Raw genomic sequence first — 26,436 nt, forward strand, 5'->3', positions numbered from 1 at the left:
GGCAAGACCGAGGCAAGAAAAGCGTTTGTACGAGACGGTCGAGAGCGGAGACACGGGAGGCCGGAACCCTTGTGGTTCCTGCGGTTCCCTATCGGAACCGGCCCTCCGTTCAGCCACCAGCCAGTTGACCGGGTGTTGCGAACAGCGCGGCTTATACGCGCTTTCTCGCCAAAGGCAAGAGTGGCAGGCAATTTTTACAGGATCCGCAGCAGGGTTTGCCCTTCATCATCGCCGAACTGATAGGCGGGGGCCGTGCCGGATGCCGCCGCACCTTCGAGATTGATGGTGATCCGGTCATCGGATCCCTTGAAGGTCAGCGTCAGCCTGTTCTTTGCGGTCGTCACCGTGATGTCGGCGGCGCTATAGCCGCTGAAACGGATCGCAAGGCCGGTATCGGTGGTGATGCTGTCCTTGCCGTCACCGGCGGCAAAGGCCAGTTCCACGCTGGTGCGCGCGTCGGTGGCGTGAATGTCCAGCGTGTCATCGCCTTCACCGCCGCTGGCGAAAATGCGCGAACCCTCCAGATAGAGGCTATCCTTGCCGCTGCCGCCGTCAATGCCGATAAGGGCAGCACCGGAGAGTTTCATCGTGTCATCACCTTCGCCGCCGCCGATATTCATCAACAACCTGCCAAGCAGCTCCACGCTGTCATTGCCTTCGCCCGCATCGACGTCTGTCACGGCGCTCGCCTCGGCTTGCAGCCTGTCATTGCCGTCGCCGGTCGAAACGGCCGCCAGCGCCCCGGTCTTGACCATCAGACTGTCATTACCGCGGCCCGTTTCCACATTATAAAGAGCCCGGCCCGTCAGGGTCAGGCTATCGTCGCCCTCCGTTCCGGAAACGCCGGTGACATAGCCCATTGTTTCGGTGACATCGGCCGCTTCACTGCCCTCGCCATCGGCAAGGCTGAGGATTTCGACGATACGGGCAAGCGCCCTCTGGCCTGCGGAAAAGCCGCCCGTAATCTCGGCATTCTGGTCCGGCACGCTGGAGGAGGTCGCGGCGCGTGTGGCCGTTTTCCCGGAAAACAGGGTTGCGGCATAGCTTGCCGCATTCGGATCACGATAAAAACCGCTGATGCTGGTCATGGCCGCGCACTTGCCCCGCTCCTGGATCATTCCTCAAATCGAAATCGACTTAAGGAATTATCCAGCAGATTTAGAGTGTTACAGCGTCCTTTGTGCATTTTGGTAAAACGCAGGGCGCTGTACCCGAACGCTCACGCCATCCCACACGCCATGAGGTTCCAGAAGGCCAATCTATGAGCAAGGTCTGAAAAGGGCCAGCACTGCCCGCAAATGCGGTAAGCCAATGGTTAAGATCGACCTGCTGCCAGCCCTTTTGCGGCAAATCTTCAGATCGCCATGGGATATTGGCGATGGATTGCGGCGATTGCCTGCATGATGTCCTCGCTCAATTTCAGATCGGCTGCGCCGATATTGGTCCTGAGCTGATCCATGGAGGTGGCGCCAATGATGACGGAGCCCATGAAAGGGCGCGTCAGGCAGAAGGCCAGCGCCATCTGCGCGGGGTCCAGCCCATGGGCGCGGGCAAGCTCCACATAGGCGCGGGTGGCCGGTTCCTGGTGCGGGGTGAGCCTGCCGCCAAGATCGCCGTTGATGGAGCCGCGCGAGCCTTCGGGCTTTTCACCATTCAGATATTTGCCGCTCAGCAGGCCGGCCGCCAGCGGCGAATAGGCCAGAAGCGAAACCTGTTCATGATGGGCAAGCTCGGCCAGATCGAGATCGAAGCTGCGATAAAGCAGGTTATATTCGTTCTGGATTGTGGCGATGCGGGGCAGGCCGTGTTTTTCGGCCAGCGCCAGAAATTGCTGCGTGCCCCAGCAGGTTTCGTTGGAAAGGCCGATGGCGCGGATTTTGCCAGCCTTCACGCAATCCTGAAGCGCTTCCAGCTTTTCCAGGATCTCTGCCATGACCGTGGCCGTATCCTGGCGTGAGGGATCGTAGCTCCATGCGGCGCGGAAGTGGTAATGGCCGCGATTGGGCCAGTGGATCTGGAAAAGATCGATATAATCGGTTTTCAGCCGTGCAAGGCTGGCATCCACGGCTGCGCGGATGGTTGCCGCCGTGATGGGTGCACCGCCGCGGATATAGGGGCGGCCCGCGCCCGCCACCTTGCTGGCAAGGATCACGTCCTTGCGGCGTCCGGTCTTTGCAAACCAGTTGCCGATCAGCTTTTCCGTATCGGTATAGGTTTCTGCCGAAAGCGGCGTCGTGGGGTAAAGCTCGGCGGTATCGAAGAAGTTCACGCCCTGCGAAAGGGCGTAATCCATCTGTTCGAAGGCTTCCGCCTCACTGTTCTGGCTGCCCCAGGTCATGGTGCCGAGGCAGATTTCAGACACCGAAAGACCGGTGCGACCAAGCGTTCTGTATTTCATCTTGTCTTCTCTGTGCAGGGGGAAGTCGCGGCGAAAGGCGCGCAGATGTGGCGCGCCAATGTAGCCTGAATATGACACAGGGCAAGAGGCCGGAAACCGTATAAACCCCGGATAGTGCGCATTTCCTGCTGTGCTAAGGGAGGAGACATGGGTTGACTCTCACGGACAGTTTGTGAATTGGAGTGAGAAAAATTCAACGGAGTTCCCGATGAGCGTGGCATTTACATTTCCCGGCCAGGGCAGCCAGGTCGTTGGCATGGGCAAGGATCTTGCCGAAGCTTTTCCCGAAGCACGTGCCGTTTTCGAAGAGGTTGACGAGGCGCTCGGCGAAAAGCTTTCCGCCGTGATGTTCGAAGGCCCGGCCGAAACGCTGACATTGACGGCCAATGCGCAGCCCGCGCTGATGGCCGTGTCCATCGCCGTTCTGCGCGTCATGGAAGCGCGCGGCTTTCAGTTGAAGGACAAGGTGTCCTATGTGGCGGGCCATTCGCTGGGCGAATATTCCGCCCTTTGCGCGGCAGGCACGTTCAGCCTTGCCGATACGGCGCGGCTGTTGCGCATTCGCGGCAATGCCATGCAGGCCGCCGTGCCCGTGGGCGCGGGCGCCATGGCCGCCATTCTCGGGCTTGAACATGCTGACGTGGCCGCTGTCTGCGCCGAGGCGGCGGCGTCCGGCGCGGTGCAGATCGCCAACGACAATGGCGGCGGCCAGCTCGTGATTTCCGGCGAAAAGGCGGCGGTGGAAAAGGCCGCTGCACTTGCCAGCGAAAAGGGCGCCAAGCGGGCGATCATGCTGCCCGTCTCCGCCCCCTTCCATTCCACGCTGATGGGACCTGCGGCTGAGGCCATGCGCGAGGCGATTGCCGCCGTGGAGATGAAGGCGCCGATCGTGCCGCTCATCGCCAATGTGCGCGCCGCCCCCGTCAGCGATCCGTCCGAGATCGCCAGCCTTCTGGTGGAGCAGGTCACGGGCCAGGTCCGCTGGCGCGAAACCGTCGAATGGTTTGGCAATAACGGCGTTTCCGTGCTCTATGAAATCGGCGCGGGCAAGGTTCTGACCGGGCTTGTCCGGCGCATTGACAAGAACCTGACCGGCACGGCAGTCAATGCCCCGGCAGATATCGAGGCGGCGCTGACGGCGCTGCTGGCCTGACATAAAGACGATCGAGAGGATCCGACATGTTTGATTTGACCGGCCGCAAGGCCCTCGTGACCGGCGCAACCGGCGGCATTGGCGAAGAAATTGCCCGCGTTCTTCACGCGCAGGGCGCCATTGTCGGCCTGCACGGCACGCGCGTTGAAAAGCTGGAAGCGCTGGCGGGCGAACTTGGCGATCGCGTCAAGATCTTCCCGGCCAACCTCTCCAGCCGCGACGAGGTGAAGGCGCTCGGCCAGAAGGCCGAAGCCGAGCTGGAAGGCGTGGACATTCTGGTCAACAATGCCGGCATCACCAAGGACGGTCTTTTCGTGCGCATGTCGGATGCCGACTGGGATGCCGTTCTGGAAGTCAACCTGTCTTCGGTCTTCCTGCTGACGCGGGAACTGACCCATCCCATGATGCGCCGCCGCTATGGCCGCATCATCAACATCACCTCCATCGTCGGCGTGACGGGCAATCCGGGTCAGGCCAATTACTGCGCCTCCAAGGCCGGGATGATCGGCTTTTCCAAGTCGCTGGCGCAGGAAATCGCGCCTCGCAATGTCACGGTCAATTGCGTGGCGCCGGGCTTCATCGAAAGCGCCATGACCGGCAAGCTGAACGACAAGCAAAAAGAAGGCATTATGGGGGCTATCCCCATGAAGCGCATGGGAACCGGTGCGGAAATCGCATCCGCCGTTCTCTATCTCGCCTCCAACGAAGCCGCTTATGTCACGGGCCAGACGCTGCACGTGAATGGCGGCATGGCCATGATCTGAGCCATCGAGGAGCGGGAGAACCTGGTCCGCCGGTTGTGGGTGGGCCGCAAACCCGGCAATTTTCTGGCTTTGCGGCGAACTTAAACCATGTTAAGCGGGCGTTGACTGTGAGCAGTCGTCCCGGAAGCGGCAGGCCTCGCCTGCCCGTTAGCACGGAACGAACGTGCGAAGAGCGGGTTCAACGGGAAATGCCAGTCCGGTTGTATGCCTGGCTGGTGAAAAACAGGGTGGGGATGCCATTATGGCTCCCTCATGAAGAAGAGGTCGAGGATACCGACATGAGCGATATCGCAGAACGCGTAAAGAAAATTGTTGTTGATCACTTGGGCGTTGAAGCCGACAAGGTTGTTGAAGGTGCAAGCTTCATCGACGATCTGGGCGCGGACTCGCTGGATACCGTTGAGCTCGTCATGGCTTTCGAAGAAGAATTCGGCGTTGAAATCCCCGATGACGCTGCCGACTCGATCCTGACCGTCGGCGATGCCGTCAAGTTCATCGAGAAGGCGCAGGCCTGATCGGGAAGGCCTGATTGTCAGGCCGTTCATTTTGACGGGGTGATTGTTTTCACGCCTGGGAAAGCCCGCTCACGCGGGCTTTTTCGTATGATCCCATCCTCGCTTTCATGGTTTTCCTGCCAGCAGGCGGGATTTTTACGGGGGCGGAGGTCATTTTTCCGGGATTGTTCAAAGGCGGGGAAAGCTGTAGATGAACTCGCCCCGGCTGGCTGGCGCAAAAAGGCGTTTGGTCCGGGGCAGTGCAGGGCATCGGGTGCCGCAATTCACTTGACGTCGTCAATATCGTTGTTTTTAAGCATTGACAGGAAACGAGCCGGGGACCGGTTCTTTCGCAAATGCTCTAGCTAGTGGGGTGAAAAGACGCATGAGACGTGTCGTTATCACGGGTACCGGCATGGTATCTCCTCTTGGCTGCGGAACCGAAGTCACCTGGCAGAGACTCCTTGCCGGTGAAAGTGCAGCGAAGAAAGTGACCGATTTCGAGGTCGAGGATCTTCCTGCCAAGATCGCCTGCCGTATTCCCTTTGGCGACGGCACGAACGGCACGTTCAACGCCGACGACTGGATGGAGCCCAAGGAACAGCGCAAGGTCGATCCTTTCATCGTCTATGCCGTGGCTGCTGCCGAAATGGCGCTGGCGGATGCCGGCTGGAAGCCTGAAACCGACGAAGACCAGTGTGCGACCGGCGTGCTGATCGGTTCGGGCATTGGCGGTATCGAAGGCATTGTCGAGGCGGGCTATACGCTTCGCGACAAGGGCCCGCGCCGTATTTCTCCCTTCTTCATTCCCGGCCGCCTGATCAATCTGGCGTCGGGCCATGTGTCCATTCGCCACAAGCTGCGCGGCCCCAACCATTCCGTGGTGACGGCCTGCTCCACCGGCGCCCATGCCATTGGCGATGCCTCGCGTCTTATTGCCCTTGGCGATGCGGATGTGATGGTGGCTGGCGGGGCGGAATCGCCGATCAGCCGTATTTCGCTTGCCGGTTTTGCCGCCTGCAAGGCGCTCTCGACGGAGCGCAACGACGAGCCTGAAAAGGCCTCACGCCCCTATGACCGCGATCGCGACGGTTTCGTGATGGGCGAAGGTGCGGGCATCGTGGTTCTGGAAGAGCTGGAACATGCCAGGGCGCGCGGGGCAAAGATCCTTGCGGAAGTGGTCGGTTACGGTCTGTCGGGAGATGCCTTCCACATTACCGCGCCTTCCGAAGACGGCGATGGCGCCTTCCGTTGCATGACCATGGCGCTGAAGCGCGCCGGAATTACCCCGGACCAGATCGACTATATCAACGCCCATGGCACATCGACCATGGCCGATACCATCGAGCTTGGCGCGGTGGAGCGGCTTGTTGGCGAGGCGGCAGACAGGATTTCGATGTCCTCGACCAAATCGGCCATCGGACACCTTCTCGGTGCAGCAGGTGCCGTCGAGGCGATTTTCTCGGCCCTTGCCATTCGCGATGGCATGTTGCCGCCGACGCTCAACCTCGACAATCCCGATGTGGAAACCCGCATTGACCTCGTGCCGCACAAGGCGAAAAAGAAGGATGTGCGCATCGCGCTCTCCAATTCCTTCGGCTTCGGCGGCACGAATGCATCGCTGGTGCTGCGCCGATACGAAGGCTGAATAATCCGTGCAAGCCGGGCGCGGTTGGCGCGCCCGGCTTGCACCACTGAAAAACCCTTGGAAAGCTCCAGGTTTTCACGGCTTTGCGAAGCCGTAAGGGCAATACGTCTTACCCGCTACCCCCATTTTGCCGTAAAGCTCTTTCAAAAGCGGCGGTTCGATTCGAAGGGGAGTGGCGGTGAAGGACAGTATGGATCACGAAGCGTTGAAGCGTGACGAGGCCACCGGCGCCTCCGGCAAGGGGCCGTTCCTGCCGAAATCGCCGTCCGAGGCGCTGCGTCCCGAACGGGTGCCAGCCCCGCCGAGACGTTCGCGCCGCGCCCGCAGCCAAATCGTGATTTTCCTGAATTTCCTGATGACGCTTGCCGTTTTCGGCTGCGGATTGGCCGTTGCCGCTTTCTATTACGTCGTCTCCGCCTTTCAGGCGCCCGGTCCCTTGCAGACCAATGCCAATTTCGTTGTGCGCAACGGCTCCGGCCTGTCGGAGATTTCCGCCAATCTCGAACGCAACGACATGATCTCCGATGGCCGCATCTTTCGCTATATGAGCGCGACCTATCTCAAGGATGGCGACACGCTCAAGGCTGGCGAGTATGAAATCAAGGCCGGAGCCTCGATGAAGGACATTCTGGACCTGCTGCGTTCCGGCAAGTCCATCCTCTATTCGGTGACGCTGCCTGAAGGGCTGACGGTCAAGCAGATCTTCGACCGGTTGAACGAAGACCCGGTGCTGGAGGGCGAACTGCCGCAGCAATTGCCCTCGGAAGGCAGTCTGAGGCCGGATACCTATAAATTCTCACGCGGCACCAAGCGCACGGAAATCCTCGCGCAAATGCGCGAAGGCCAGCAAAAGCTTGTAGACCAGCTGTGGGAACGGCGGGCGCCTGATCTCCAGCTCAAGAGCAAGCAGGAATTTCTGACGCTGGCCTCCATTGTGGAAAAGGAAACCGGCAAGGACGACGAGCGGGCGCATGTGGCCTCCGTCTTCCTCAACCGCTTGCAGAAGAACATGCGGCTGCAATCCGATCCGACGATTATCTATGGATTGTTCGGTGGCGAGGGCAAGCCGGCTGACCGTCCCATCTACCAATCGGACCTGCAAAAGCAGACGCCCTACAACACCTATGTCATTCGCGGCCTGCCGCCGGGGCCGATTTCCAATCCCGGTCGCGCGGCGCTGGAAGCGGTGGCCAATCCATGGCGCACGAGCGATCTCTATTTCGTTGCCGATGGTACGGGCGGGCATGTTTTTGCCGCAACGCTTGAAGACCACAATGCCAATGTGCGGCGCTGGCGCAAGATCGAGGCGGAGCGCGGACAGGATCCGAGCGTGGCCGTGGATGGCCAGCCCGAAGCCGATCCGGCGAGCCAGCCGCAAACGCAAAAGCGGAACTGAGGGCGGCATCCCTCTGGCAAGTCCGTGGAAAACATCAAAAGCGGGCCTTGATTTCATGGCCCCTTGCGGATTTCCCGCGTGATTTCTCTTCACGCCAATTCCTGTGTAGGCAATTATACGTTAGAGAAATTCAGGAGGGCTTGCTGACGGTTGTCAAATCCTGCGCTGGGGCTGGAGCATTTTCAGGAAAGACGGATACCGGCTTTCCGTCCGAAAATGCGTAAAGCCGGACAGTCAGAGGGTTTCATTGTTTCCTTGAAGCAATGAAACGCTCCACGGAGGGAGACTGCGACCGCGGCAGCGACAGGAAAAGACATGACATGCAGGCCCGCCACGCGCCGCTGGCCGCATGAGCAAAAACGGAAAGCCGCATGACACTTCAATCCATGACCGGGTTTGCGCGCAGCGAAGGCACGACTGGCCGTTATCGCTGGGCATGGGAGCTGCGCTCCGTGAATGGCAAAGGGCTTGATCTGCGTTTGCGCCTTCCCTCCGGCATGGATTCGCTTGAGGCGGAAATTCGCGCCATTGTCGGCGAGGCGATCATCCGTGGAAATCTGCAAATCAGCTTGAACATGACCGCCGCCGAGAGCCGCATGGATGCGGTGGTGAACGAGGACGCGCTGGCCGCCGTGCTGGCCTTGCGGGAAAAGCTTGGCCCTTCCATCGTGTCGCAAGCGCCCTTGTCGCTCGATGCGCTGATGTCTGTGCGCGGCCTCGTGGAATTCCGGGAAGCTGAAGACGACGCCGAAAGTCTGGCGGCCCGCCATTTCGCCATTCTGGAGGGGTTGCGCACGGCAGTGCAGGCATTGGCCGATATGCGCAGGCGAGAGGGTGAGGCGCTGGGCGCGGTTTTGCTGGCACAGGTAGCGCGCATCGCGGAACTGGCGCATGTCGTGGAAGTGGACCCCTCGCGCAGCCCGGAGGAGATCATTCGCCGGCTTGAGGCGCAGATCGCCCTCACCATGGCGGCGGCGCCATCGCTTGACCGTGACCGGCTTCATGCGGAAGCCGCGCTGCTCGCCACCAAGGCGGATCTGCGCGAGGAAATCGACCGGCTCAAGACGCATGTGGCAGCAGCCCGCACGCTGCTGATGGAGGGTGGGCCGGTGGGGCGCAAGCTCGACTTTCTTGCACAGGAATTTAATCGGGAATCCAATACCATCTGTTCCAAATCCAATGCAGCTGCTGTTACTGCTGCCGGTATCGAACTGAAGGTCGTGATCGACCAGTTCCGGGAACAGGTTCAGAATCTGGAGTAGAGCATGAACACGGCCGTAACATTGCCCGTTACCATCGCCCGTAGGGGCCTGATGCTGGTCATTTCCTCGCCTTCAGGGGCGGGAAAATCGACCATTGCCCGGACACTGATGGAAAAGGACAAGCAGATTGGCATGTCGGTCAGCGTCACGACGCGGCAACGCCGTCCCAGCGAGATCGAGGGCGTCCACTACCATTTCATCTCCCAGCGGGAATTCGAGCGCCTGCGTGATTCCGAATCCCTGCTGGAATGGGCGCAGGTGCATGGCAATTTTTACGGCACCCCGCGCGAGCCCGTGGAGCAGGCCATGGCCGAAGGGCGCGACATGCTGTTCGACATCGATTGGCAGGGCGCCCAGCAATTGCAGGAAAAAATGCCTGCCGACGTGGTTTCGATCTTCATTCTGCCGCCGACCATGCGCGAGCTGCAATCACGCCTGCACCGCCGCGCCGAGGATACCGAAGAGGTCATCCAGACGCGGCTGAAGAATTCCCGCGCCGAAATCGAGCATTGGCGTGAATATGACTATGTGATCGTCAATGACGACCTCGATACGGCCTTCAATGCCGTTCAGGCCATTGTCCGGGCCGAGCGCCTGCGCCGGGATCGCCGCCACGGCCTGTTCGATTTCGTCACCACGCTCGTCACGGAAGATCCCTTCCGTTAAAGCATTTTCAGAAAAAGGGGAAACCGGTGTTCACCGGAGGCGTTCCACAGCAAATCCGGTTCTCTGAATTAAAGCCGCGCGCCTTTTATAAAAGGCTGGAAAAACAAACCGGCCGTCACAACAGATTGGCGAGCTGGCAGAATTCCGCAACGGAGAGGGTTTCGGCCCGCCGGGCCGGATCGATCCCGGCCTTGTTCAGCAAGGTTTCACCGCCAAGGGGCTTCAGACTGGCGCGCAGCATTTTGCGCCGCTGACCGAATGCCGCCTGGGTTACTTTTTCAAGCCGGGCGAGATCGCAGGGCAGGGGCTCGGCCTTGGGCGTGAGATGCACGACCGTGGATGTCACCTTTGGCGGCGGCGTAAAGGCCTGCGGCGAAAGATCGAAGGCCATATGCGCATTGGCACGCCAGCCGCACAAAACGCCCAGCCGTCCGTAATGGTCGTCATCGGCCTGGGCGACGATGCGCTGCCCCACTTCCTTCTGGAACATCAGCGTGAGGGATTGCCAGAATGGCGGCCAGCGGCGCGGCATCAACCAGTTTATCAGCAATTGCGTGCCGACATTATAGGGCAGGTTGGCAACGATCTTCACCGGCCCTTCCGGCGCCAGGGCCTCGAAATCCGTCTTCAGTGCATCGCCTTCGATAACCTCGAGACGGCCCGGATAATGCTGTGCAATCTCCGCAAGGGCAGGAAGGCATCGGCTGTCCCGCTCCACGGCAATCACCTTTTTGGCGCCAAGCGCCAGCAGGGCCCGTGTCAAGCCGCCCGGTCCCGGACCGACCTCGAACACGGTTGCTTCGCTCAGGTCGCCTGCCGTGCGCGCCACCTTCTGGGTGATGTTGAGATCGAGCAGGAAATTCTGGCCCAGAGCCTTTTTGGCATCCAGTCCATGCGTCTGGATGACCTCGCGCAGCGGAGGCAAGCCGTCGAGCGCCGCCATCAGGCCGCACCGGCTTTGGAACGCAACCGGCCGGCAAGCTTCAATGCCGCCACCAGACTGTCTTCCCGCGCCACGCCCTGGCCGGCAATGCCGAAGGCGGTGCCATGATCCGGTGAGGTCCGCACGAAAGGCAGGCCCAGCGTGACATTCACCGCGCCATCGAAATCCAGCGCCTTGACAGGGATAAGCGCCTGATCGTGATACATGCAGACAGCCACGTCATAGCGCTTGCGGGCATCGTCGTGGAACATCGTATCGGCGGGCAGGGGGCCAAAGGCATCGATGCCCTCGGCGCGCAATGCGGTAAGGGCGGGCGCAATGACATCGCCATCCTCGTGGCCCAACGCGCCGCCCTCGCCAGCATGGGGATTGAGGCCGGAGACCGCCAGACGCGGCGCCTCAAGGCCGAAACGATCCTTGAGGTCGTTCTGGATGATGCGGCAGGTCTCCATGATAAGCTCGTGCGTAATGGCTGCGGGCACATCCTTCAGCGGGATATGGATGGTGAGCGGCACGGCCTTCAGTTTTTCGCCTGCCAGCATCATCACGGGGCGCACGGGCTTTCCGGTCGCTTTCGCTGCGAGATCAGCCAGAAACTCCGTATGTCCGGGAAAGCCGAAACCGGCTTCATACAGCACGGATTTGGCAATCGGGTTGGTGACGACTGCACCGACATCGCCAGCCATGCAGAGGGAAACGGCAGTCTCGATCGCCTTGATCGTCGCAGGAGCGCTTGCCTTGTGCGGTTGGCCCGCAACGACATCAAGGCCTGCGGGGATGGCCAGAACAGGCAGGGCATCGGCAAAATCGGCGCGAGCCCGGTCGGGATTGGAGGGCCGGATCTCTACCTTCATGTCCAGCTGGCGCGCGCGGGCGGCCAGAACCTGTGGGTCGCCAATAAACAGGAAGGGCGGCAGGTCAAGCTCCCTGCGCCGCAGAAAGGCGGCCAGCGTGACATCCGGCCCGATCCCTGCGGGATCGCCCTGCGTAAGCGCCAGGAGCGGCGCCATGCCTTCGGTTTCAGCCATACGCCTGCCCGTCAATGTTCGATGATCTGTGCCTTGGCCTTCAATTCAGCCAGATACTTGTCTGAATTGGGATCGCCGTCCTGCTTCACCTTGCCAATGTCCTCGGCCTTGAACACGGCTTCGGCGGCAAGATCGTCATTGACCTGACGCTTGTTGCAGATGGCGAGATATTCGACACCGCGATCGGTCACGCGGCTGGCGGTCGTATTGCCCTGGGCGGCATCCACCAGCGGCGCCCATTCCGGCGGCATTTCCGGCTTCATGACGCGGCCCAGATCGCGAATGGAAACATCGAGATAATTGCGGGCGAAATCCATGGCCTGATCGCAGCCGGGGAATTTTGCGCGGGAGGCATCGGCCTCGGCCTTGCGCTTGGCGCCGATTGCGGCCCGCTTGGCAGGCGGCACCACGAAAATCACCTGCTTGAGGTAATACTCGGTCGTAACCGGCTTTTCCTTGCTTTGCAGCATCTTGGTGACGACTTCCTGATTGCTCATCTTGTTGCGGCCGTAACGGGCATTGACCAGACGTGGCCAGCTCATCTGCACGGCCATGTAGTTCTTGAAATGCTCGACGCCCACACCCGATTTTTCGAGGATCTCGGTCATCTGTTGCACGGAAAGCTTGTTGGAAGCGGCGAAGCGGCCGAAGGCTGCATCGACATCGTCGGTGCTGACGGACATGCCGACGCGGGCGATTTCCTGACGTTTCAACTGCTCGTCAATCAGTTCCTGCTTGGCCTTCGGCGCCAGATTGCCCGTTTCGCGGCGCAATTTCATGAAAGCCATGCGGCGGGCAACGTCGCCACTGGTGATAGCCACCTTGTTGACCACGGCAGCCACTTCCGTCGCGGCCATGGCCGGAACCAGCGATGCCGGCGCGAAACCGTTGACGCCAGCAAAGGCAACCGTCCCCAGTACAACTGCGCGCAAGATCTTATTGGCGAACGTCATCGTCAGTCCCTTTTCCCGCAGCGCAGGCACCCGGCCCGCGCGCATCTCAAGCATTCATGTTTCGGATCGTTTGCACAAAGCCTAAGGCGAAACAATGACTTTTTTCAGCGGCAAGCAAATGCGCCTTGCCGCAAACCGCAGTTTCAATGCCTGAGGGGCCTGTAACAGAACACCCGGACTCATCATCATGATCCCGGGTGTCAGATTTTTCAGTCAGCCTTGTCGCGTCTGTCCGCGATCAGTCGAAGTTCGAGACGTCCGTATCGCCTACCTTCACGTCACCAAGGGTGCGGAAGGAGATGCGCGCCCCGATGGACCAGTCATTGGCGCTCTCGTCGTCGGTATCGCGCTTCTGCTTGTAGACGATGGAGAAGACCGTGCAGTCATCGGCATAGGATACGCCGATGCCGTAACGGTTCACATCGCTCTTCTTCACATCCCATGTGACCGAACTGAAGATGGACCAGAAATCGCCGATCTTCACGGAGCTGTTGTTCTGCACTTCTTCGCGATCGTAATCGTAACCGTAATCGGGCTGTGCCGCGACCTGGGTATAGATGAAGTTCGTCTGGAACCGGTCCCCATTATAGCCGAGAGCCGAATCGGTGCGCTGCACTTCGAAGGTTTTCTCGTCGAAGCGGCCATTCAGCGAAGCGGTAATGCCATAGGGCGTATCGATGCCGACCATGCCGACATAATCGGAAACGGCGGTTTCAAGCCCCGATTCATTGCCTGCATAGACCAGGTCCCGCGTGGCGAAGGAATTCTGGCCGGCCAACTGATAGGACTGGCCGAAAATGCTCTTCAGCGAATAGCCATTGTCGAAGGAGCCGGTATAGCGGAAACCGACATTGGCGCGCGTGCCGCCTTCAACCCGGTCATAGCCGGAGAACTTGTCGCGTTCGAACAGGTTGTTGGCGTCGAAAACGAAGCTCTGCGCATCCTCATTCGGCAGGCGGCCTGCCTGTTGCTCGTCAGGCCGAACGAAAATCTGCGCGATCGGCTCGATCACGTGATTGCTGTTTGGCGTACTGAGAAGCCACGGGTAGCGGACCTCAAGCCCGGCCGTCACCATGGAGCGGGTCACGGCGGCGGTGTCGTTGTAATTGCCGCCATAGCCGGTGGGCGAGCGCATGTCGATGCCAAAGGCATCGCCGCGTGCGGCCAGGGTGGGGGTGAGCAAAACACCCTGCGGGGTGTCATAGGTGCGCTTCCACTCCACCTCTGCGGAAAGCCTGCTATCGGTGCCTTTCAGCCCCTGATAGCGTGTATTGCCGTTGGAGAGCGAGGTGAAGTCGTTATTATAGCGCGTCAACGTCGTGAAATTGACCTTTGCGGACAATTCCCCGCCATAAACGGGTTCCGGCGCATAATAGCTGTAATCCAGCACCGGCCAGACGATCGGCTGCTGCTTCTCGGCCTCGCTCTTCAGATCGGCATCCTGCACGTCGAAGTAATAGGCGCGCATGTCGAAATAGTTGCGGTCGCCAAGGCCGGTCAGATAGAGCTGATTGGTGTGGGTCTTCTGGCTGAAGCCTTCGAGATCATAGGTCCGCGAGAAGTTATTGTCGGTCTGCGCCATGACATCCCAGCCGAAGGTCCAGCGGGGATTAATCTCGAACTTGCCGGTGGAGCCGACCATGCCGCGGAAGGTTTTTTCGGCATCCGTGGTGCCTTCGTCGAACTTGCCCGGATTGAGCTGGTTGATCGCGGCAAAGCGGAGGGTGGCAAGCCCGTCCTCGAACTGGTGACGCACCTCCGTATCCAGCAGAACACCCTGACTGGTATAGCCGCCGAGCTTGATGGTGGCGTCCGTCTGCGGGGAAATCGCCCAGTAATAGGGTACGACCAGCCCGAAACCGAGATTTTGCGTCGTACTCATTTCCGGGAAGAGGAAGCCGGATTTCCGCTTCACCGTGTTGTCGGGAACCTCGATGGAGGGAATGGAGGCAATGGTCTGGCCAAAGAGCTGGAACTTCGCCTTTTCAAGGCGGATCGTATGCGTCTTGCCGTTTTGAACCACCCGCTCGGCCTTGATCTGCCACAATGGCGGCCGGTTCTGCTCCGCGCAAGGCAGGCATGCGGTGTAGACGCCCTTGTAGAGGATCATCTGCTCGCCATTGATGCGCTCGCCCTTCTGGGCGGCCATGCGGGTATTGTCCGTGGTTTCGATCCGCAGCGCGTCCACGAAGCCGTTGGCGAAATCGTCGGTGACGTCCAGCTTGTCCGCATAGATGCGGTTGCCGTCCGGCTGCACCAGTTCGATATTGCCAAAGGCCATCATGCGCCCGGATTTCTGGTCGTATTCGACCTTCCGGGCCACCATCTGATAGCCGCCGTAATTCATCTGGACGCCGCCGGTCGCCACGACCTTTTCGGCATCCTTGTTGTACACAAGCTCGTTTGCAGCGAGCATGAGCTTCGCATTATCGGGAAGCCTGGGGTTCAACACGCCCTGTCCGGAGGCCTGTTGCGCAAAAACGCGCGCAGCAGGAAGAATCGATGCGCTCAGCGCAACGCCGGTCATGAGAGCCGTGAACAGCCTCTTTACACTCTTGCGGTCACTTGCCGCCACTAACCATCCTCCTGATGAAGCAGGATTGTCGCTCCAAGCGCCATTGCCACGATGACAGGCACCCAGGTTGCGACAAACGGAGGCACTACGCCACTGCTTCCGAAAGCCTTCACGAGCACCGTTGCCACATAAAGCACGAAGCCCGAAATGATTCCACCCAGAATCACTGAGCGGGATTGATTGAACCGGCTGAATTTGAGGGAAACGGTTGCCGCGATCAGCGTCATTGCAACGAGAAGAAAGGGCAGGGACAGCAGCGAATGAAACTGCGTTTCCAGCATCTTCGTCGATACGCCGAAGGATCGGGCGACCGAGATTTTCTGAGAAAGATCATAAAATGCAACGGTTTCCGGCTGTGCCAAGCGCTCCTGTACGAATTCCTTTTTCAGATTGGTACGAACCTGTGCCGAAGGCTTGCGCGCCGGCACCTCTCCATCCCTTGTCTCTATGACGTCGTTAAGCAACCAGTAACCATTTTGCAACTTCGCCGTCCGGGCATCCTGTCGCAAAATGATACGGCCCTGTGTATCGAAGTGGATAAATACCGCCTGCATCAGCAGGGTGCCGTTTTCCAAGACGGAATTCGCGCCGATAATGGCATCGTCGCTGCCGGTGATCTGGCGCATCCACGGCACGGATGTATTGGAGGCGGGCTTGCTGGAATCACGCCAGGCCGCCTCCATCTCGGAGGCACGCTTCTGGCCCAGTGCCGCCAGCGGGTTGAGAATCACCACGCAGGCAATGCCCAGCAGAAAGGCGCCGGTCAGAAAGGGCATCATGAATTGCCAGACGGAAATTCCCGCCGCGCGCGCCACCACGAGTTCCGAACGGCGGTTGAGGGCGATCAGCGTGGTGATTCCCGCAAAAAGGCTGATGAAGGGAATGGTCTGCTGCAAAAGCGCGGGAAGCCGCGACAAGGTGAGCAGGAAAACCCCGGCAAGCGAGGAGCCTTCATTATCCGAAAAACGTCCGCTGACTTCGCTGAAATCGATCAGGAAGATAATCGCGGCCACGCCGATGACGAACCAGAAAACCGTCAATGCGTAGCGTTTCAGAAAATAGCGGCTCAGCGTTCCCAAAATCATGACTGGCCCCCTTTCCGCTCGTCGGCCTTTCGCAGCACAAGGCGGCGCAGCCTGGGCCAGACCTCGTCGAGCCCCCGTCGCAGCGGGGCAGGCAGGCGTGACTTCTTCTGCCTCACCATGGCGGAAACGGCGATGGCGCCGCTCAAAAGCGGGGTGGCATACATGAGGATGATGAAGGCGCCGTTAGACTCGGCCTTGTTGGCCGCGTAAAAGGCCAGCCACCGTAGCAAAAGCGCGATGGTGAGCGCCGAGACCATGGGGTGCAGCCGTGCCTCGCGGTGGGAGCGGGCATCACCGGCAATGGCAAGCGAGATCAGCGCGAAGGAAAGCGGCAGCAGCCATTCCGTCAGGCGCTTGTGCAGTTCGGCGCGGTATTCTCCGGGGTGGTCCTGATAGTCCTCGTCATCGGGATCGGGATCGAGCAGGAAGAAAAGATCGCGGTCGCTCGGGCGCATTTTCGCCTTGCCCCGGCTTTCCGTCAGGTCGGACAGGTCGAAGGCGTAGGAATCGAAACGCACCACCGAAACGCTGCCGCCGGGCGCCTTCCGGTGGACCTCGCCATCATGCATGATGAGCGCGGTGCCCGTTTCGTCCACAGCGCCCTCGCGGGCATAATAGATCAGCGAATAGCCGGGATCGCGGTAATCGGCGACGAAAAGCCCCTTCAGCACGCGGCCAGCCAGTCGCTGGGAGATCTGGACGTAAAGGCCGTCTTCCACCTTGCGGAAGGTTTTTTCCTCGATGACGGTGGACAGGAGATCGGCATAGGCATTGGCAATCATCTGCCGGGCCGCGACCTTCACCTTGGGCTGAATGACATTGGTGATGACCAGCGTGATCAGGCTGATGGCGATGGCGAACACCAGAATGGGCCGGATGATGACCGAACGGCGCGCGCCAGCGGCATCGATGACCGCCAGTTCGCTGTCGTTGTTCATGGCCGTCAGGCTCTGGGTAATGCCGATCACCACCGCAAAGGGCATGACGATGGGAATGATCGTCGGCAGAATCAGCGTTGCCAGCGTGGCGAAGGAGCCGATGGACTGGCCCGTATCGGTGACGAGATTGATGCGCGCCAGCACCTGGGTGGTCCAGATGATCGCCAGAACCGGCAGCAGCGCCGTCATGAACATCTGCATCACACGTCGGGAGATATAAAGTTCGAGAAGCTTCATGCCTGCGTCCTGATTCCTGCGATCATCGCCATGCGGCGATGCCGGCCACTGGTCGCGGGCGTGATGCGCGGCCACAGGCGCGCGCGCCCGCATCCGGCTGCGACGAATCATGAAAGCTGTGCCAGTCACGGGGGCTGTGCCAGTCACAGGGTTTCGGCATGAGCAATCCTCGGCTCCGGGCCGCTCGGGCAGGGGCAGTTGCTCCAGCCGGTCGGCAAAATGACATCGAGCGCACCGGTCGTCCCCTTTCGGCCAGCGGCTTGTGGCGCTTTTCCGCGATCAAGCGGGTTCGGCGCCCGAACCTATTTGCCCACAGGCGCGGCAAAACACAAGAGCGGCAGGCTCATTCGCCTGTTGAGGACTGTCGTTGACGTTGAACTGTGCGTTTTCTGCGACGCTCCAGCTCTTCGGTGAAAAAAATAACCAGGGCAAAGACGACCGGCGATGACAGCCAGCCGAGCACGGCATCCGACAGATAATGCGCACCGAAAGCGACGCGCAGAACCGGCGTTGCCAGACAGGCCAGAATGACCGGCAGGCCCAGATAGCGCCGGATGGCCGGCGGCATGAGCGGCAGAAGACAGATCAGCCAGCCCGCGCCCGCCGCTTCTCCCGATATGAAGGAACAGTTCTGGTCGCAATGGCCGAAGGGACTTCCTGCCGGAACGAAGGAGAGATCGCCACCGAAGACATCGGTCTGGTTGGGCCGCGGGCGGCCCCAATATTCCTTCAGGCCCGCATTGACGATAAGCCACGGCCCGATGGCCAGCACGGCAAGGGCAATGACCTTGGGACGAACCGGCTCACGCCGCGCGGGCCCTCGGCCTTTGCCGGAAAGCCCCGCTGCCAGCGACAGGAAAACCGCCAGCGCGGCAATGTGCGGCAGGTAGAACAGCATCTTGCGCAGTCCGCGCAATGCCTCGCTCTGGCCAAGGGGGAAATGGCCGCAGACGTCCACGACAGCGCCGGCCGCGCAGGCCGATGGCTCGAAGAAATAAGCGGCCACGGAGAGGTCGATTTGCGGAAAGCTGTAGAAAATGGCCAGCAGCACCACCCACAGCGCGCAAAGCGCCAGTGCCCACAGGCCGGAATTTTGTCCCATCGGTCCCAGGCCATTGCCTTCGGTCTCATCTTGCAAAACGGTGCCCCTCCGTCAGTCGGCTCGGCGTGATGGCTGGCACACGCCTGTCCGGAGGCTGCTTATAATGAGCTTGCAGGCGAATGTGCAGGGGGGAGGCGAGGCTTATCAGCATGAGTTTGACGGTTGCAGGTACAGAAAAGCGCGCGAAATCTTCGCGGGGAGTTGAAATCCTGCGCGAAAGGGTCAACATCCCGCTCTTGGAGCAATGATTTTCCGGAGTGCCAAATGCCTGCAAGTCTTGATATTTCCTTCGTCTCGTCCGCCCCGCTTTCAGGCGGGCTCGCACTGGCGCTGAAGGAAAAGGATGGGGAAGGTTTTGCGGGGGCGGCAAGCCTCGATCCGCAATCGGTTTTCGCAAAGGCGGCCGCAACGGCGAAATTCACGGGCAAATCGCTTTCCACGCTCGATCTCATCGCCCCGCAGGGCGCGCCGGTGGACCGGCTGGTGATACTGGGCGCGGGCAAGGGTGGGGATCTTGCCGCGCATGACTGGTTGCGCCTGGGCGGCACGGCTCTGGCAAACCTCAAGGGGGCAGCAGAAGCAACGCTGTTTCTCGATGCGGACGGCCTTGCCGTGGATGGCCGGAAGGCCGCGGATCTTGCGCTTGGCATGATGCTGCGCAATTACGCCTTTGACGGGTTCAAGACACGCAGGAAGGATGAGGATGACAAGCCCGCCAGCCTGCGGATCGTCATTGTTACGGCGGCGGCGCAGGAGGCGGAGGAGATTTTCAGGACGGATGCGCTGCCTGTTGCCGAAGGGGTTCTTCTGGCGCGGGAACTGGTCAACCTGCCGCCCAATATCCTTGGTCCCGTGGAATTTGCCGAAAAGGCCAGCGATCTGGCTCGGCTTGGCGTCGAGGTGGAAATTCTGACAGAGGTGGAGATGAAGGCGCTGGGCATGGGCGCGCTGCTTGGCGTGGCGCAGGGCTCGGCGCGTCCGCCACGGCTTGCGGTGATGCAGTGGAAGGGCGGGCAGGAAGAGACGCCGCCTCTTGCCTTCATCGGCAAGGGGGTGGTCTTCGATACCGGCGGCATTTCCATCAAGCCCGCTGCGGGAATGGAAGACATGAAGGGCGACATGGGCGGCGCTGCCGCCGTATTGGGGCTGATGCATGTGCTGGCGGCGCGCAAGGCGCGGGTAAACGCCATCGGCATTCTCGGCCTTGTGGAAAACATGCCGGATGGAAATGCCCAGCGTCCCGGCGACATCGTCACCTCCATGTCCGGCCAGACGATCGAGATCGTCAACACCGATGCCGAAGGCCGTCTCGTGCTGTGCGATGCATTGTGGTATTGCAAGGAACGCTTCAAGCCATCCATGATGATCAATCTTGCCACGCTGACGGGCGCTGTGCTGGTGGCGCTTGGCAACTTCCATGCCGGACTGTTTTCCAATGACGATGCGCTGGCGGAAAAGCTGTTGCTTGCCGGTCAGGACAGTCAGGAGCGGCTGTGGCGCCTGCCGCTTGGCAAGGATTATGACAAGCTCATCGATTCGCGCTTTGCCGATATGAAGAATTCCGGTGGCCGCCATGCAGGCTCCATAACGGCTGCCCAGTTCCTCAAGCGTTTCGTTGGCGAAACGCCCTGGGCGCATCTGGATATTGCCGGAACGGCGATGAGTTCGCCTGCCGACGAAATCAACCAGTCCTGGGCATCCGGTTTCGGGGTGCGGCTTCTGGACCGGCTGGTGCGCAACAGCTTCGAGGCGTGAGGCGGCGTGACCCAGATCCTGTTTTATCACCTGACGGAAACCCGCCTTGAAGATGCGCTTCCGGCCCTGCTGGAAAAGAGCCTGGAGCGCGGCTGGCGGGTGGCGGTGGAAATGCGCGATCCCGCCCGGCGCGACCGGCTGGACCAGCATTTGTGGACCTATCGTGACGAGAGCTTCCTGCCGCATGGAACAGACATTGCCTCGTATCCCGAGCGCCAGCCGGTCCTTCTGACGCTGCGTGCCGATAATGACAATCAGGCCAATGTCCGCTTTTACGTCGATGGTGCAAAGCCTTCCGGCGCGCTGGATTACGAGCGGGTCGTCTTCGTGTTCGACGGGCATGATCAGGAAGAGCTTGATCTTGCCCGCGCGGAGTGGAAACGGCTGAAGGCCGAAGGCAACGACCTGACCTATTGGCAGCAGTCACCACAGGGACGGTGGGAAAAGAAAGCCTGAGGCCAAGGTTTTCCGCCTCAGCTGTGGCCGGCAATTTCCTGTGGGGCTGCGGGTTTCTGATAATGCAGCGCCACCACGCTGTAGCCTTCGGCAGCCAGCCGGTCGAGCAGCATGGGCAGCATGACCACGGTGCGGGCATGGATGTCATGCATGAGGATGATGCCGCCCTGTTTCTTGCGCAGTTCCGCCATGGCGCGGTCCAGCACCTGGGCTGGCGTATTCTTGAAGTAATCCTTGGTATCGACATCCACCCCGACGGAAACGATGGATCGGGCGGCAAGGCCCTGGCGCAATTGCGGCGTTTCCGAAAGATAGGGGAAGCGGAAAAGCCCGACATCGGCGCCGCCGCTGGCGGCCTGCACGGCGGAGCGGCCTTCCTCCACCTCCTGCATGGCCTGATTGAAGGCAATGGCCTTGAGATCGTGATGGTGGAATGTATGGCTGCCAGCCTCATGCCCGGCGGCAACCACCTGACGCACCAGTTCGGGATGCGCCTTTGCCATTTCTCCCAGCATCATGAAGGTGGCCTTCACGTGATATTGTTCGAGAATTTCGAGAATGCGGTCGGTCTTCTTCGGTGCCGGGCCGTCATCGAAGGTCAGGGCGACCTCCTTGGGATTGAGAACCAGATCCTTGACGCTGGAAACCATGATCGTTCGCCCGCCCAGATCGGGCTTCGGGCTGTTGGCCGTCCATTTGCGCGGCTCCATTGGCAGCGGGTCGTCGGCCTTGAGGGGCGCGTGCGGTTCGGCAACCGGGGCAAAGGAGGTTTGCAGGGCTTTTACCGGCTTGGCCTGCTGGCCCGCACAGGCGGTCAGGGCAAGAGACAGGGAAAGCGTCGCGAGCAGGCGGATCATCATGGCGGGAGGCTTGCGCAGTTAGCGCATAATCCGACCGGAGCGAAACGAGGATCGGCAAGATTATGCTTCGAATATAATATCTTGGAGCGCCAATCTCATTCAGTCAGATCGAAAGGCGCTCTAAGGGTGGGAAGATGCGCGGTGCCTGATTTTGGACGGGCGTGATAAGGAATCCGCCGCCTTGCCTCAGAATATCGGCGCGACTTTCGCCGCGACAATCCGCTACATGGTGCAATGCATTCTTAGGCGGCTTGTGGTTAATGTCTGGTTACGGGCCGCTGCCTGTTCACCGGATCTTGATCGTCTCCGGCCGGTAAGGGGGGCGGCCGTTATACCAAGGGTCATTGAAAATGACCCTTGGTATTATTGCGCAATTCCTTAAAAGTGATGAGGAGCGCCTTGCGGGTTCTGCCCGCAAGGCGCCCTGAAGAGATGGGCAATTCTTCTGTGGCTCAGGCCGCATGGGCCCGCAATGGTTGATATTGACGGGACTGGTTTTCCGAAGATGCGCCCGATTGCCGGGCAAGCTTGAAATGCGAGATCAGACGCGCCAGCGTTGCCGTATCGTCTGCCAGCCGGTTGGTGCTGGCCGTCGTTTCCTCGACCATGGCGGCATTGCGCTGCGTGACCTGATCCATCTGGCCGACGGCCGCATTGATTTCCTGCAACTTGCCGGACTGTTCCTGCGTGGCATTGGCCATGTCGTGCATCTGGCTGTTGATTTCCAGCACATGGTCGCGAATGCGGTTCAAGGCAGCGCCGGTTGCCGTTACCAGGGTGACGCCGGAATTCACCTCGCTGGCCGAACGGCCAACAAGGCTCTTGATGTCCTTTGCCGCGCCCGCCGATCTTTGGGCGAGTTCCCGCACTTCCTGCGCCACGACAGCAAAGCCCTTGCCCGCCTCACCGGCGCGCGCGGCCTCGACACCTGCATTCAGGGCAAGAAGATTGGTCTGAAAAGCGATTTCATCGATGACATTGATGATCTTGCCGATTTCCCCGGATGCCTCCTCGATACGGCCCATGGCTTCCACTGTATTGCTCAAAACGGAAGCGGATTCCTCCGTGCTCTGGCGCGCAGCATCCACCATCCGGCTCGTCTCATGGGCGCGGCGGGTGGAGAGATGGATTGCAGATGTGATTTCCTCAAGCGCGGAGGAGGTTTCCTCAAGCGAAGCCGCCTGTTGTTCCGTGCGCCGGGCCAGATCGTCGGAGGCGGTACGCAACTCTCCGGAGCCGGAATTGATGAGGTCGATTGCGGCGCGCACTTCGCTGATAATGGCGTGCAGCCTTGCCATGCTGGCGTTCACATTGGCTTGCAGCTCAGCAAAGGCGCCCTGAAACTCGCCCTGCATACTGTCTGTGAGGTCGCCTTCGGCCAGAGAGGCCACGACGCGCCGCGTTTCGCCAAGCCCCGTATCGATGGATTCCACCAGAGCATTCATCGAAGCGGCAAAGGCGTTAAGGTCGGCAAACTCCAGATCGGCATGAATGCGGCGCGAGAAATCACCTGTCACGGCGGCTGTCACCACCTCGGCCAAGCGGTCGCGCAGTTCGTCGCACTTCGTGCGCATGTGAATTTCCTGCGCGTTCATCGCCACCACGCGGGCAGCGTTATCGCGAAACACCTCCATGGCGCGGGCCATGTCGCCCAGTTCATTGCTTTGGGCAAGAAAGGGAATATTGAGATTGAAATCGCCGCCCGCCAGGCGGCGCATCAGCGCCGTCAGCCGGATGATGGGCGTGGAAACCCGGCGCGAGACGAAGAAAATAGCAGTAAAACCGGCCACGACCCCGGCGAGAAGAATGACGGCGTTCTGCACGAAAGAGAGCATATAGGCGCGGGCCGATTGCTCATACATCGCCTTGGCCGCATCCACATTGGCATCGCGGAAAATATCGGCCTGATCGTCCATCTGGCTGTAGAGCTTTGCCATGTCGCCGGTCATCATGGCCGCAGCCTGCTCTTTCTGGCCAGCCTGGGAAAGCGCCACCATTTGCCGGTCGAGCTTGAGATAGGCTTCGAGCTGGTGTTTAAATTCTTCGTAAGCCTGTTTTTCGACGGGAAGCGAAATCAGCTGTTCATAAGCAGCCATACGTTGACGAAGTTTGCTCACCTCCTTGTCGAGCAGGCTGTTTGCTTCGCTCAATGCCTGCGGCGTCGTGCTCAGCACGTGCCGGGCCTCCAGACCGCGCAGATTGGCAATGGAAATATTGATGCGGTTGGTGACATCGACGCTTGGGACCGAATCCCGCGCCAGATTCGAGACATTGTCAAAAACACGCCCCATGGAGAGAAGACCGGACGCGCCCTGGGCGACCAGGAGCAGCATCAAAATGGCGAAGGCGCTGAAGAGAATGGCTTTGATCGAACGATTGACGAGCATGACGCCTCCTTTGGGCGCAAAGCCAGACCGGTGCAGGGTCCGCTTGCGCGACGTGATGAAGGTGCAGGCAAAGCCCGCAGCCGGGATGAACTGGGCGCGCACGGTCCCATCCTTGCCGCGGGGGCGAGCGAAAAGGTGGGCGGGTGTGGCGAGGAAAACTTTCCCGCATAATCTGTAATTAAAATATTTAAAATAAATTAATATAAGGATGTACTGTTTTAGTTACGAATGTCGAAATCGCCCGTGTTGGCGCTAACATTTCGTCCAAAACTGGGGTGAATTTCGGATTGGCATTGATATGTGAGGAAAGCGCGCGGCATTGCCTGCTTTGGAGCAGGGGGAGCGGAGTGACGCATGAACCTCCAAAAGCCTTGGTCGATGGCGCCTGCCTTGAGCAGAAGAGGATGACAGCCGTCACGACTGACGGCCGGGGCTTGAACGTTCAGCCCGCCATGGCCTCTTCATATTCCGCCGAAAGCTCCAGCCATTGTTCTTCCGCCGCGGCCAGTTTTGCCGCGGCTTCACCGCGTTGCTTTGCCTTTTCTGCCGCCTTGGCCGGGTGTTTTTCATAGAGAAGCGGATCTGCAAGCTCTACATCAAGAGCTTGAATCAAAGTCTCCAGCTTCTTTGTCAGGGACTCGATTTCGTTGATCTTTTTCTTCAGCGGCGCAAGGCTGGCGCGCTTGTCGGCGGCGGCCTTGCGCTGGTCGGCCTTGTTGACCTGTGCGCCCGGATTGTCCGGCTTGTCGTCACTGCTTTTCTTGCCGGAGGCGAGGATGAGGCTGCGATATTCCTCCATATCGCCATCGAAACTGGAGACGGTGCCGTCATTGACCAGCCACAGCCGGTCCACGGTGGCCTCTATGAGATGCCGGTCGTGGGAAATCAGGATGACCGCGCCCTCGTAATCATTCAGCGCTTCGATCAGCGCCTTGCGGCTGTCGATGTCCAGATGGTTGGTCGGTTCGTCGAGGATCAGCAGGTTCGGCGCGTGGAAGGCGGCAAGGCCCATCAGCAGGCGGGCCTTTTCGCCACCGGACAAGTCCTTGGCGGCGGTATCCATCTTTTCGGTCGCAAGCCCCATCTGCGCCACGCGGGCGCGAAGCTGGGCTTCGCCCGCCTGCGGCATCAGGCGGCGAATGTGATCCACCGGCGTTTCATTGGGCACGAGATCGTCCAGCTGGTGTTGGGCAAAAAAGCCGATGCTGAGATGCGGCGCCAGCTTGATCTCGCCCTTTTCCGCCTGCAATCGGCCGGAAATGAACTTGGCGAAGGTGGATTTGCCATTACCGTTCGAGCCGAGCAGCGCGATGCGGTCATCATTGTCTATGCGCAGGCTGAGGTTTTTCAGAATGGGTTTGCCGGGCGCATAACCCACCGCACCGCCGGTGATGGCGACGATGGGCGAGGCGGGCAGCTTTTCCGGCTTGGGAAAGGTGATGGGGTGGACGTGATCTTCCACCACCGCCGCCACCGTGCCCATGCGCTCCAGCGCCTTGATGCGGCTTTGCGCTTGCTTGGCCTTGGTGGCCTTGGCGCGGAAGCGGTCGATGAAGCTTTGCAGATGCTTGCGGGCGGCGTCGTTCTTCGCCTTGGCCTTCATCTGCAACTCGTCGTTCTCGGCCTTTTGCCGTTCGAACTGGTCATAGCCGCCGCGATAGAAGGTCAGCTTTTTCTGGTCGAGGTGGATGATGGAGTTGACGGCGGTGTTCAGCAGGTCGCGATCATGGCTGATGACGATGACCGTGTGCGGATAGCGCCGGATATAATCCTCCAGCCACAGCGTGCCTTCCAGATCGAGATAGTTGGTCGGCTCGTCGAGCAGCAGCAGGTCGGGCTCGGCAAACAGCACTGCCGCCAGCGCCACGCGCATACGCCAGCCACCGGAAAAGGAGGAGGCCGGTCGCAATTGCGCCTCATGATCGAAGCCGAGGCCGGAGAGAATGGTGGCCGCCCGCGCCTCCGCCGAATGCGCGCCAATATCGGCAAGCCGCGTCTGGATCTCGGCGATGCGGTTGGGGTCGGTGGCGGTTTCGGCTTCCGCCAGAAGGGCGGCGCGTTCCTTGTCCGCTGCCATGACGATGGAGATCAGTGCGTCTTCCGTGCCCGGCGCTTCCTGCGCCACCTGGCCGATGCGGGCCTGTTTGGGAATGCCGATCGAGCCGGTCTCTGCGGCAAGATCGCCGGTGATGATGCGAAACAGCGTGGATTTTCCCGCGCCATTGCGCCCCACCAGACCGGCCTTGGTGCCGGCGGGCAGGGACAGGCTGGCATGGTCGATCAACAGGCGGCCGGCGATACGGGCGGAAACATCGGAAATCGTAATCATGGCCGGT

At 60.3% G+C, this 26,436-nt stretch carries 21 protein-coding genes; 9 read left to right on the forward strand and 12 right to left on the reverse strand.

The window, feature by feature from the left end:
• Positions 1-194 precede the first annotated feature (194 nt).
• Entirely contained in the window at positions 195-1,088 is an 894-nt protein-coding gene (locus T424_RS0101065) for a hypothetical protein (RefSeq protein ID WP_027486073.1), read from the reverse strand.
• A gap of 266 nt (positions 1,089-1,354) precedes the next feature.
• Entirely contained in the window at positions 1,355-2,398 is a 1,044-nt protein-coding gene (locus T424_RS0101070) for an aldo/keto reductase (RefSeq protein ID WP_027486074.1), read from the reverse strand.
• Between the two features lie 208 nt (positions 2,399-2,606).
• On the opposite strand from T424_RS0101070, the gene fabD reads away from it, so the two are divergent.
• The 7 genes from fabD to gmk all read left to right on the forward strand — a co-directional run bounded on the left by fabD (position 2,607) and on the right by gmk (position 9,781).
• Positions 2,607-3,551 (forward strand): ACP S-malonyltransferase, encoded by a 945-nt coding sequence (fabD, locus tag T424_RS0101075; protein WP_027486075.1) that lies wholly within the window; start codon positions 2,607-2,609, stop codon positions 3,549-3,551.
• A 26-nt stretch (positions 3,552-3,577) separates the two neighbouring features.
• Positions 3,578-4,315, forward strand: coding sequence for a 3-oxoacyl-[acyl-carrier-protein] reductase (gene fabG / locus T424_RS0101080; protein WP_027486076.1), 738 nt, complete (start codon positions 3,578-3,580; stop codon positions 4,313-4,315).
• Between the two features lie 278 nt (positions 4,316-4,593).
• Positions 4,594-4,830 (forward strand): acyl carrier protein, encoded by a 237-nt coding sequence (locus tag T424_RS0101085; protein WP_027486077.1) that lies wholly within the window; start codon positions 4,594-4,596, stop codon positions 4,828-4,830.
• Positions 4,831-5,194: 364 nt separating this feature from the next.
• Positions 5,195-6,457, forward strand: a complete 1,263-nt coding sequence (fabF, locus tag T424_RS0101090; protein WP_027486078.1) for a beta-ketoacyl-ACP synthase II — start codon at positions 5,195-5,197, stop codon at positions 6,455-6,457.
• A 190-nt stretch (positions 6,458-6,647) separates the two neighbouring features.
• Positions 6,648-7,853: an endolytic transglycosylase MltG gene (gene mltG / locus T424_RS0101095; RefSeq protein ID WP_051558709.1), complete on the forward strand. Its 1,206-nt coding sequence runs from the start codon at positions 6,648-6,650 to the stop codon at positions 7,851-7,853.
• Positions 7,854-8,224: 371 nt separating this feature from the next.
• Positions 8,225-9,115, forward strand: coding sequence for a YicC/YloC family endoribonuclease (locus tag T424_RS0101100; RefSeq protein WP_027486080.1), 891 nt, complete (start codon positions 8,225-8,227; stop codon positions 9,113-9,115).
• Between the two features lie 3 nt (positions 9,116-9,118).
• Positions 9,119-9,781, forward strand: coding sequence for a guanylate kinase (gmk, locus tag T424_RS0101105; protein ID WP_027486081.1), 663 nt, complete (start codon positions 9,119-9,121; stop codon positions 9,779-9,781).
• A gap of 115 nt (positions 9,782-9,896) precedes the next feature.
• Here the strand turns inward: gmk and rsmA are convergent, their stop codons facing one another.
• The 7 genes from rsmA to T424_RS0101140 all read right to left on the reverse strand — a co-directional run bounded on the left by rsmA (position 9,897) and on the right by T424_RS0101140 (position 18,678).
• Positions 9,897-10,724 carry a 16S rRNA (adenine(1518)-N(6)/adenine(1519)-N(6))-dimethyltransferase RsmA gene (rsmA, locus tag T424_RS0101110; protein ID WP_027486082.1) on the reverse strand — a complete coding sequence of 276 codons (828 nt, stop codon included), beginning with the start codon at positions 10,722-10,724 and terminating at the stop codon, positions 9,897-9,899.
• Positions 10,724-11,752, reverse strand: a complete 1,029-nt coding sequence (pdxA, locus tag T424_RS0101115) for a 4-hydroxythreonine-4-phosphate dehydrogenase PdxA (RefSeq protein WP_407921370.1) — start codon at positions 11,750-11,752, stop codon at positions 10,724-10,726. Before pdxA ends, rsmA begins: the two co-directional genes overlap by 1 nt.
• Positions 11,753-11,763: 11 nt before the next feature.
• Positions 11,764-12,705 carry a SurA N-terminal domain-containing protein gene (locus T424_RS0101120; protein ID WP_027486084.1) on the reverse strand — a complete coding sequence of 314 codons (942 nt, stop codon included), beginning with the start codon at positions 12,703-12,705 and terminating at the stop codon, positions 11,764-11,766.
• A gap of 238 nt (positions 12,706-12,943) precedes the next feature.
• Positions 12,944-15,280, reverse strand: a complete 2,337-nt coding sequence (locus tag T424_RS0101125) for an LPS-assembly protein LptD (protein ID WP_027486085.1) — start codon at positions 15,278-15,280, stop codon at positions 12,944-12,946.
• The gene (lptG, locus tag T424_RS0101130; RefSeq protein ID WP_027486086.1) at positions 15,280-16,365 is read right to left on the reverse strand and encodes an LPS export ABC transporter permease LptG; all 1,086 of its coding nucleotides are present in this window, start codon (positions 16,363-16,365) and stop codon (positions 15,280-15,282) included. Before lptG ends, T424_RS0101125 begins: the two co-directional genes overlap by 1 nt.
• Positions 16,362-17,540 (reverse strand): LPS export ABC transporter permease LptF, encoded by a 1,179-nt coding sequence (gene lptF / locus T424_RS0101135; protein WP_027486087.1) that lies wholly within the window; start codon positions 17,538-17,540, stop codon positions 16,362-16,364. Before lptF ends, lptG begins: the two co-directional genes overlap by 4 nt.
• Positions 17,541-17,883: 343 nt before the next feature.
• On the reverse strand, positions 17,884-18,678 hold the full coding sequence (locus tag T424_RS0101140) for a phosphatase PAP2 family protein (protein ID WP_051558710.1): 795 nt from the start codon (positions 18,676-18,678) through the stop codon (positions 17,884-17,886).
• A gap of 228 nt (positions 18,679-18,906) precedes the next feature.
• Between T424_RS0101140 and T424_RS0101145 the strand changes: the two genes are divergently transcribed.
• Together T424_RS0101145 and T424_RS0101150 are read left to right on the forward strand one after the other, a co-directional pair.
• Entirely contained in the window at positions 18,907-20,397 is a 1,491-nt protein-coding gene (locus tag T424_RS0101145; protein WP_027486089.1) for a leucyl aminopeptidase, read from the forward strand.
• 6 nt (positions 20,398-20,403) lie between these two features.
• Entirely contained in the window at positions 20,404-20,853 is a 450-nt protein-coding gene (locus T424_RS0101150; protein ID WP_027486090.1) for a DNA polymerase III subunit chi, read from the forward strand.
• 17 nt (positions 20,854-20,870) lie between these two features.
• Here the strand turns inward: T424_RS0101150 and T424_RS0101155 are convergent, their stop codons facing one another.
• From T424_RS0101155 to T424_RS0101165, 3 genes are all read right to left on the reverse strand, one after another.
• A complete protein-coding gene (locus T424_RS0101155; RefSeq protein WP_051558711.1) occupies positions 20,871-21,713 on the reverse strand; it encodes a polysaccharide deacetylase family protein in 843 nt (280 codons plus the stop codon).
• 452 nt (positions 21,714-22,165) lie between these two features.
• Positions 22,166-24,100 (reverse strand): methyl-accepting chemotaxis protein, encoded by a 1,935-nt coding sequence (locus tag T424_RS0101160; RefSeq protein WP_027486092.1) that lies wholly within the window; start codon positions 24,098-24,100, stop codon positions 22,166-22,168.
• Positions 24,101-24,542: 442 nt separating this feature from the next.
• Positions 24,543-26,429: an ABC-F family ATP-binding cassette domain-containing protein gene (locus T424_RS0101165; protein ID WP_027486093.1), complete on the reverse strand. Its 1,887-nt coding sequence runs from the start codon at positions 26,427-26,429 to the stop codon at positions 24,543-24,545.
• Positions 26,430-26,436 lie beyond the last annotated feature (7 nt).

Source organism: Allorhizobium undicola ORS 992 = ATCC 700741 (genome assembly GCF_000621665.1).
Taxonomy (GTDB): domain Bacteria; phylum Pseudomonadota; class Alphaproteobacteria; order Rhizobiales; family Rhizobiaceae; genus Allorhizobium; species Allorhizobium undicola.

Bases quoted from the DNA above. Each gene is read 5' to 3' on its own strand.
- lptG (WP_027486086.1), bottom strand. From the start codon at position 16,365: ATGATTTTGGGAACGCTGAGCCGCTATTTTCTGAAACGCTACGCATTG.
- T424_RS0101070 (WP_027486074.1), bottom strand. From the start codon at position 2,398: ATGAAATACAGAACGCTTGGTCGCACCGGTCTTTCGGTGTCTGAAATC.
- pdxA (WP_407921370.1), bottom strand. From the start codon at position 11,752: ATGGCTGAAACCGAAGGCATGGCGCCGCTCCTGGCGCTTACGCAGGGC.
- T424_RS0101160 (WP_027486092.1), bottom strand. From the start codon at position 24,100: ATGCTCGTCAATCGTTCGATCAAAGCCATTCTCTTCAGCGCCTTCGCC.
- fabD (WP_027486075.1), top strand. From the start codon at position 2,607: ATGAGCGTGGCATTTACATTTCCCGGCCAGGGCAGCCAGGTCGTTGGC.
- rsmA (WP_027486082.1), bottom strand. From the start codon at position 10,724: ATGGCGGCGCTCGACGGCTTGCCTCCGCTGCGCGAGGTCATCCAGACG.
- mltG (WP_051558709.1), top strand. From the start codon at position 6,648: ATGGATCACGAAGCGTTGAAGCGTGACGAGGCCACCGGCGCCTCCGGC.
- T424_RS0101165 (WP_027486093.1), bottom strand. From the start codon at position 26,429: ATGATTACGATTTCCGATGTTTCCGCCCGTATCGCCGGCCGCCTGTTG.
- T424_RS0101155 (WP_051558711.1), bottom strand. From the start codon at position 21,713: ATGATGATCCGCCTGCTCGCGACGCTTTCCCTGTCTCTTGCCCTGACC.
- T424_RS0101100 (WP_027486080.1), top strand. From the start codon at position 8,225: ATGACACTTCAATCCATGACCGGGTTTGCGCGCAGCGAAGGCACGACT.
- T424_RS0101120 (WP_027486084.1), bottom strand. From the start codon at position 12,705: ATGACGTTCGCCAATAAGATCTTGCGCGCAGTTGTACTGGGGACGGTT.
- gmk (WP_027486081.1), top strand. From the start codon at position 9,119: ATGAACACGGCCGTAACATTGCCCGTTACCATCGCCCGTAGGGGCCTG.
- T424_RS0101065 (WP_027486073.1), bottom strand. From the start codon at position 1,088: ATGACCAGCATCAGCGGTTTTTATCGTGATCCGAATGCGGCAAGCTAT.
- lptF (WP_027486087.1), bottom strand. From the start codon at position 17,540: ATGAAGCTTCTCGAACTTTATATCTCCCGACGTGTGATGCAGATGTTC.
- fabG (WP_027486076.1), top strand. From the start codon at position 3,578: ATGTTTGATTTGACCGGCCGCAAGGCCCTCGTGACCGGCGCAACCGGC.
- T424_RS0101145 (WP_027486089.1), top strand. From the start codon at position 18,907: ATGCCTGCAAGTCTTGATATTTCCTTCGTCTCGTCCGCCCCGCTTTCA.
- fabF (WP_027486078.1), top strand. From the start codon at position 5,195: ATGAGACGTGTCGTTATCACGGGTACCGGCATGGTATCTCCTCTTGGC.
- T424_RS0101085 (WP_027486077.1), top strand. From the start codon at position 4,594: ATGAGCGATATCGCAGAACGCGTAAAGAAAATTGTTGTTGATCACTTG.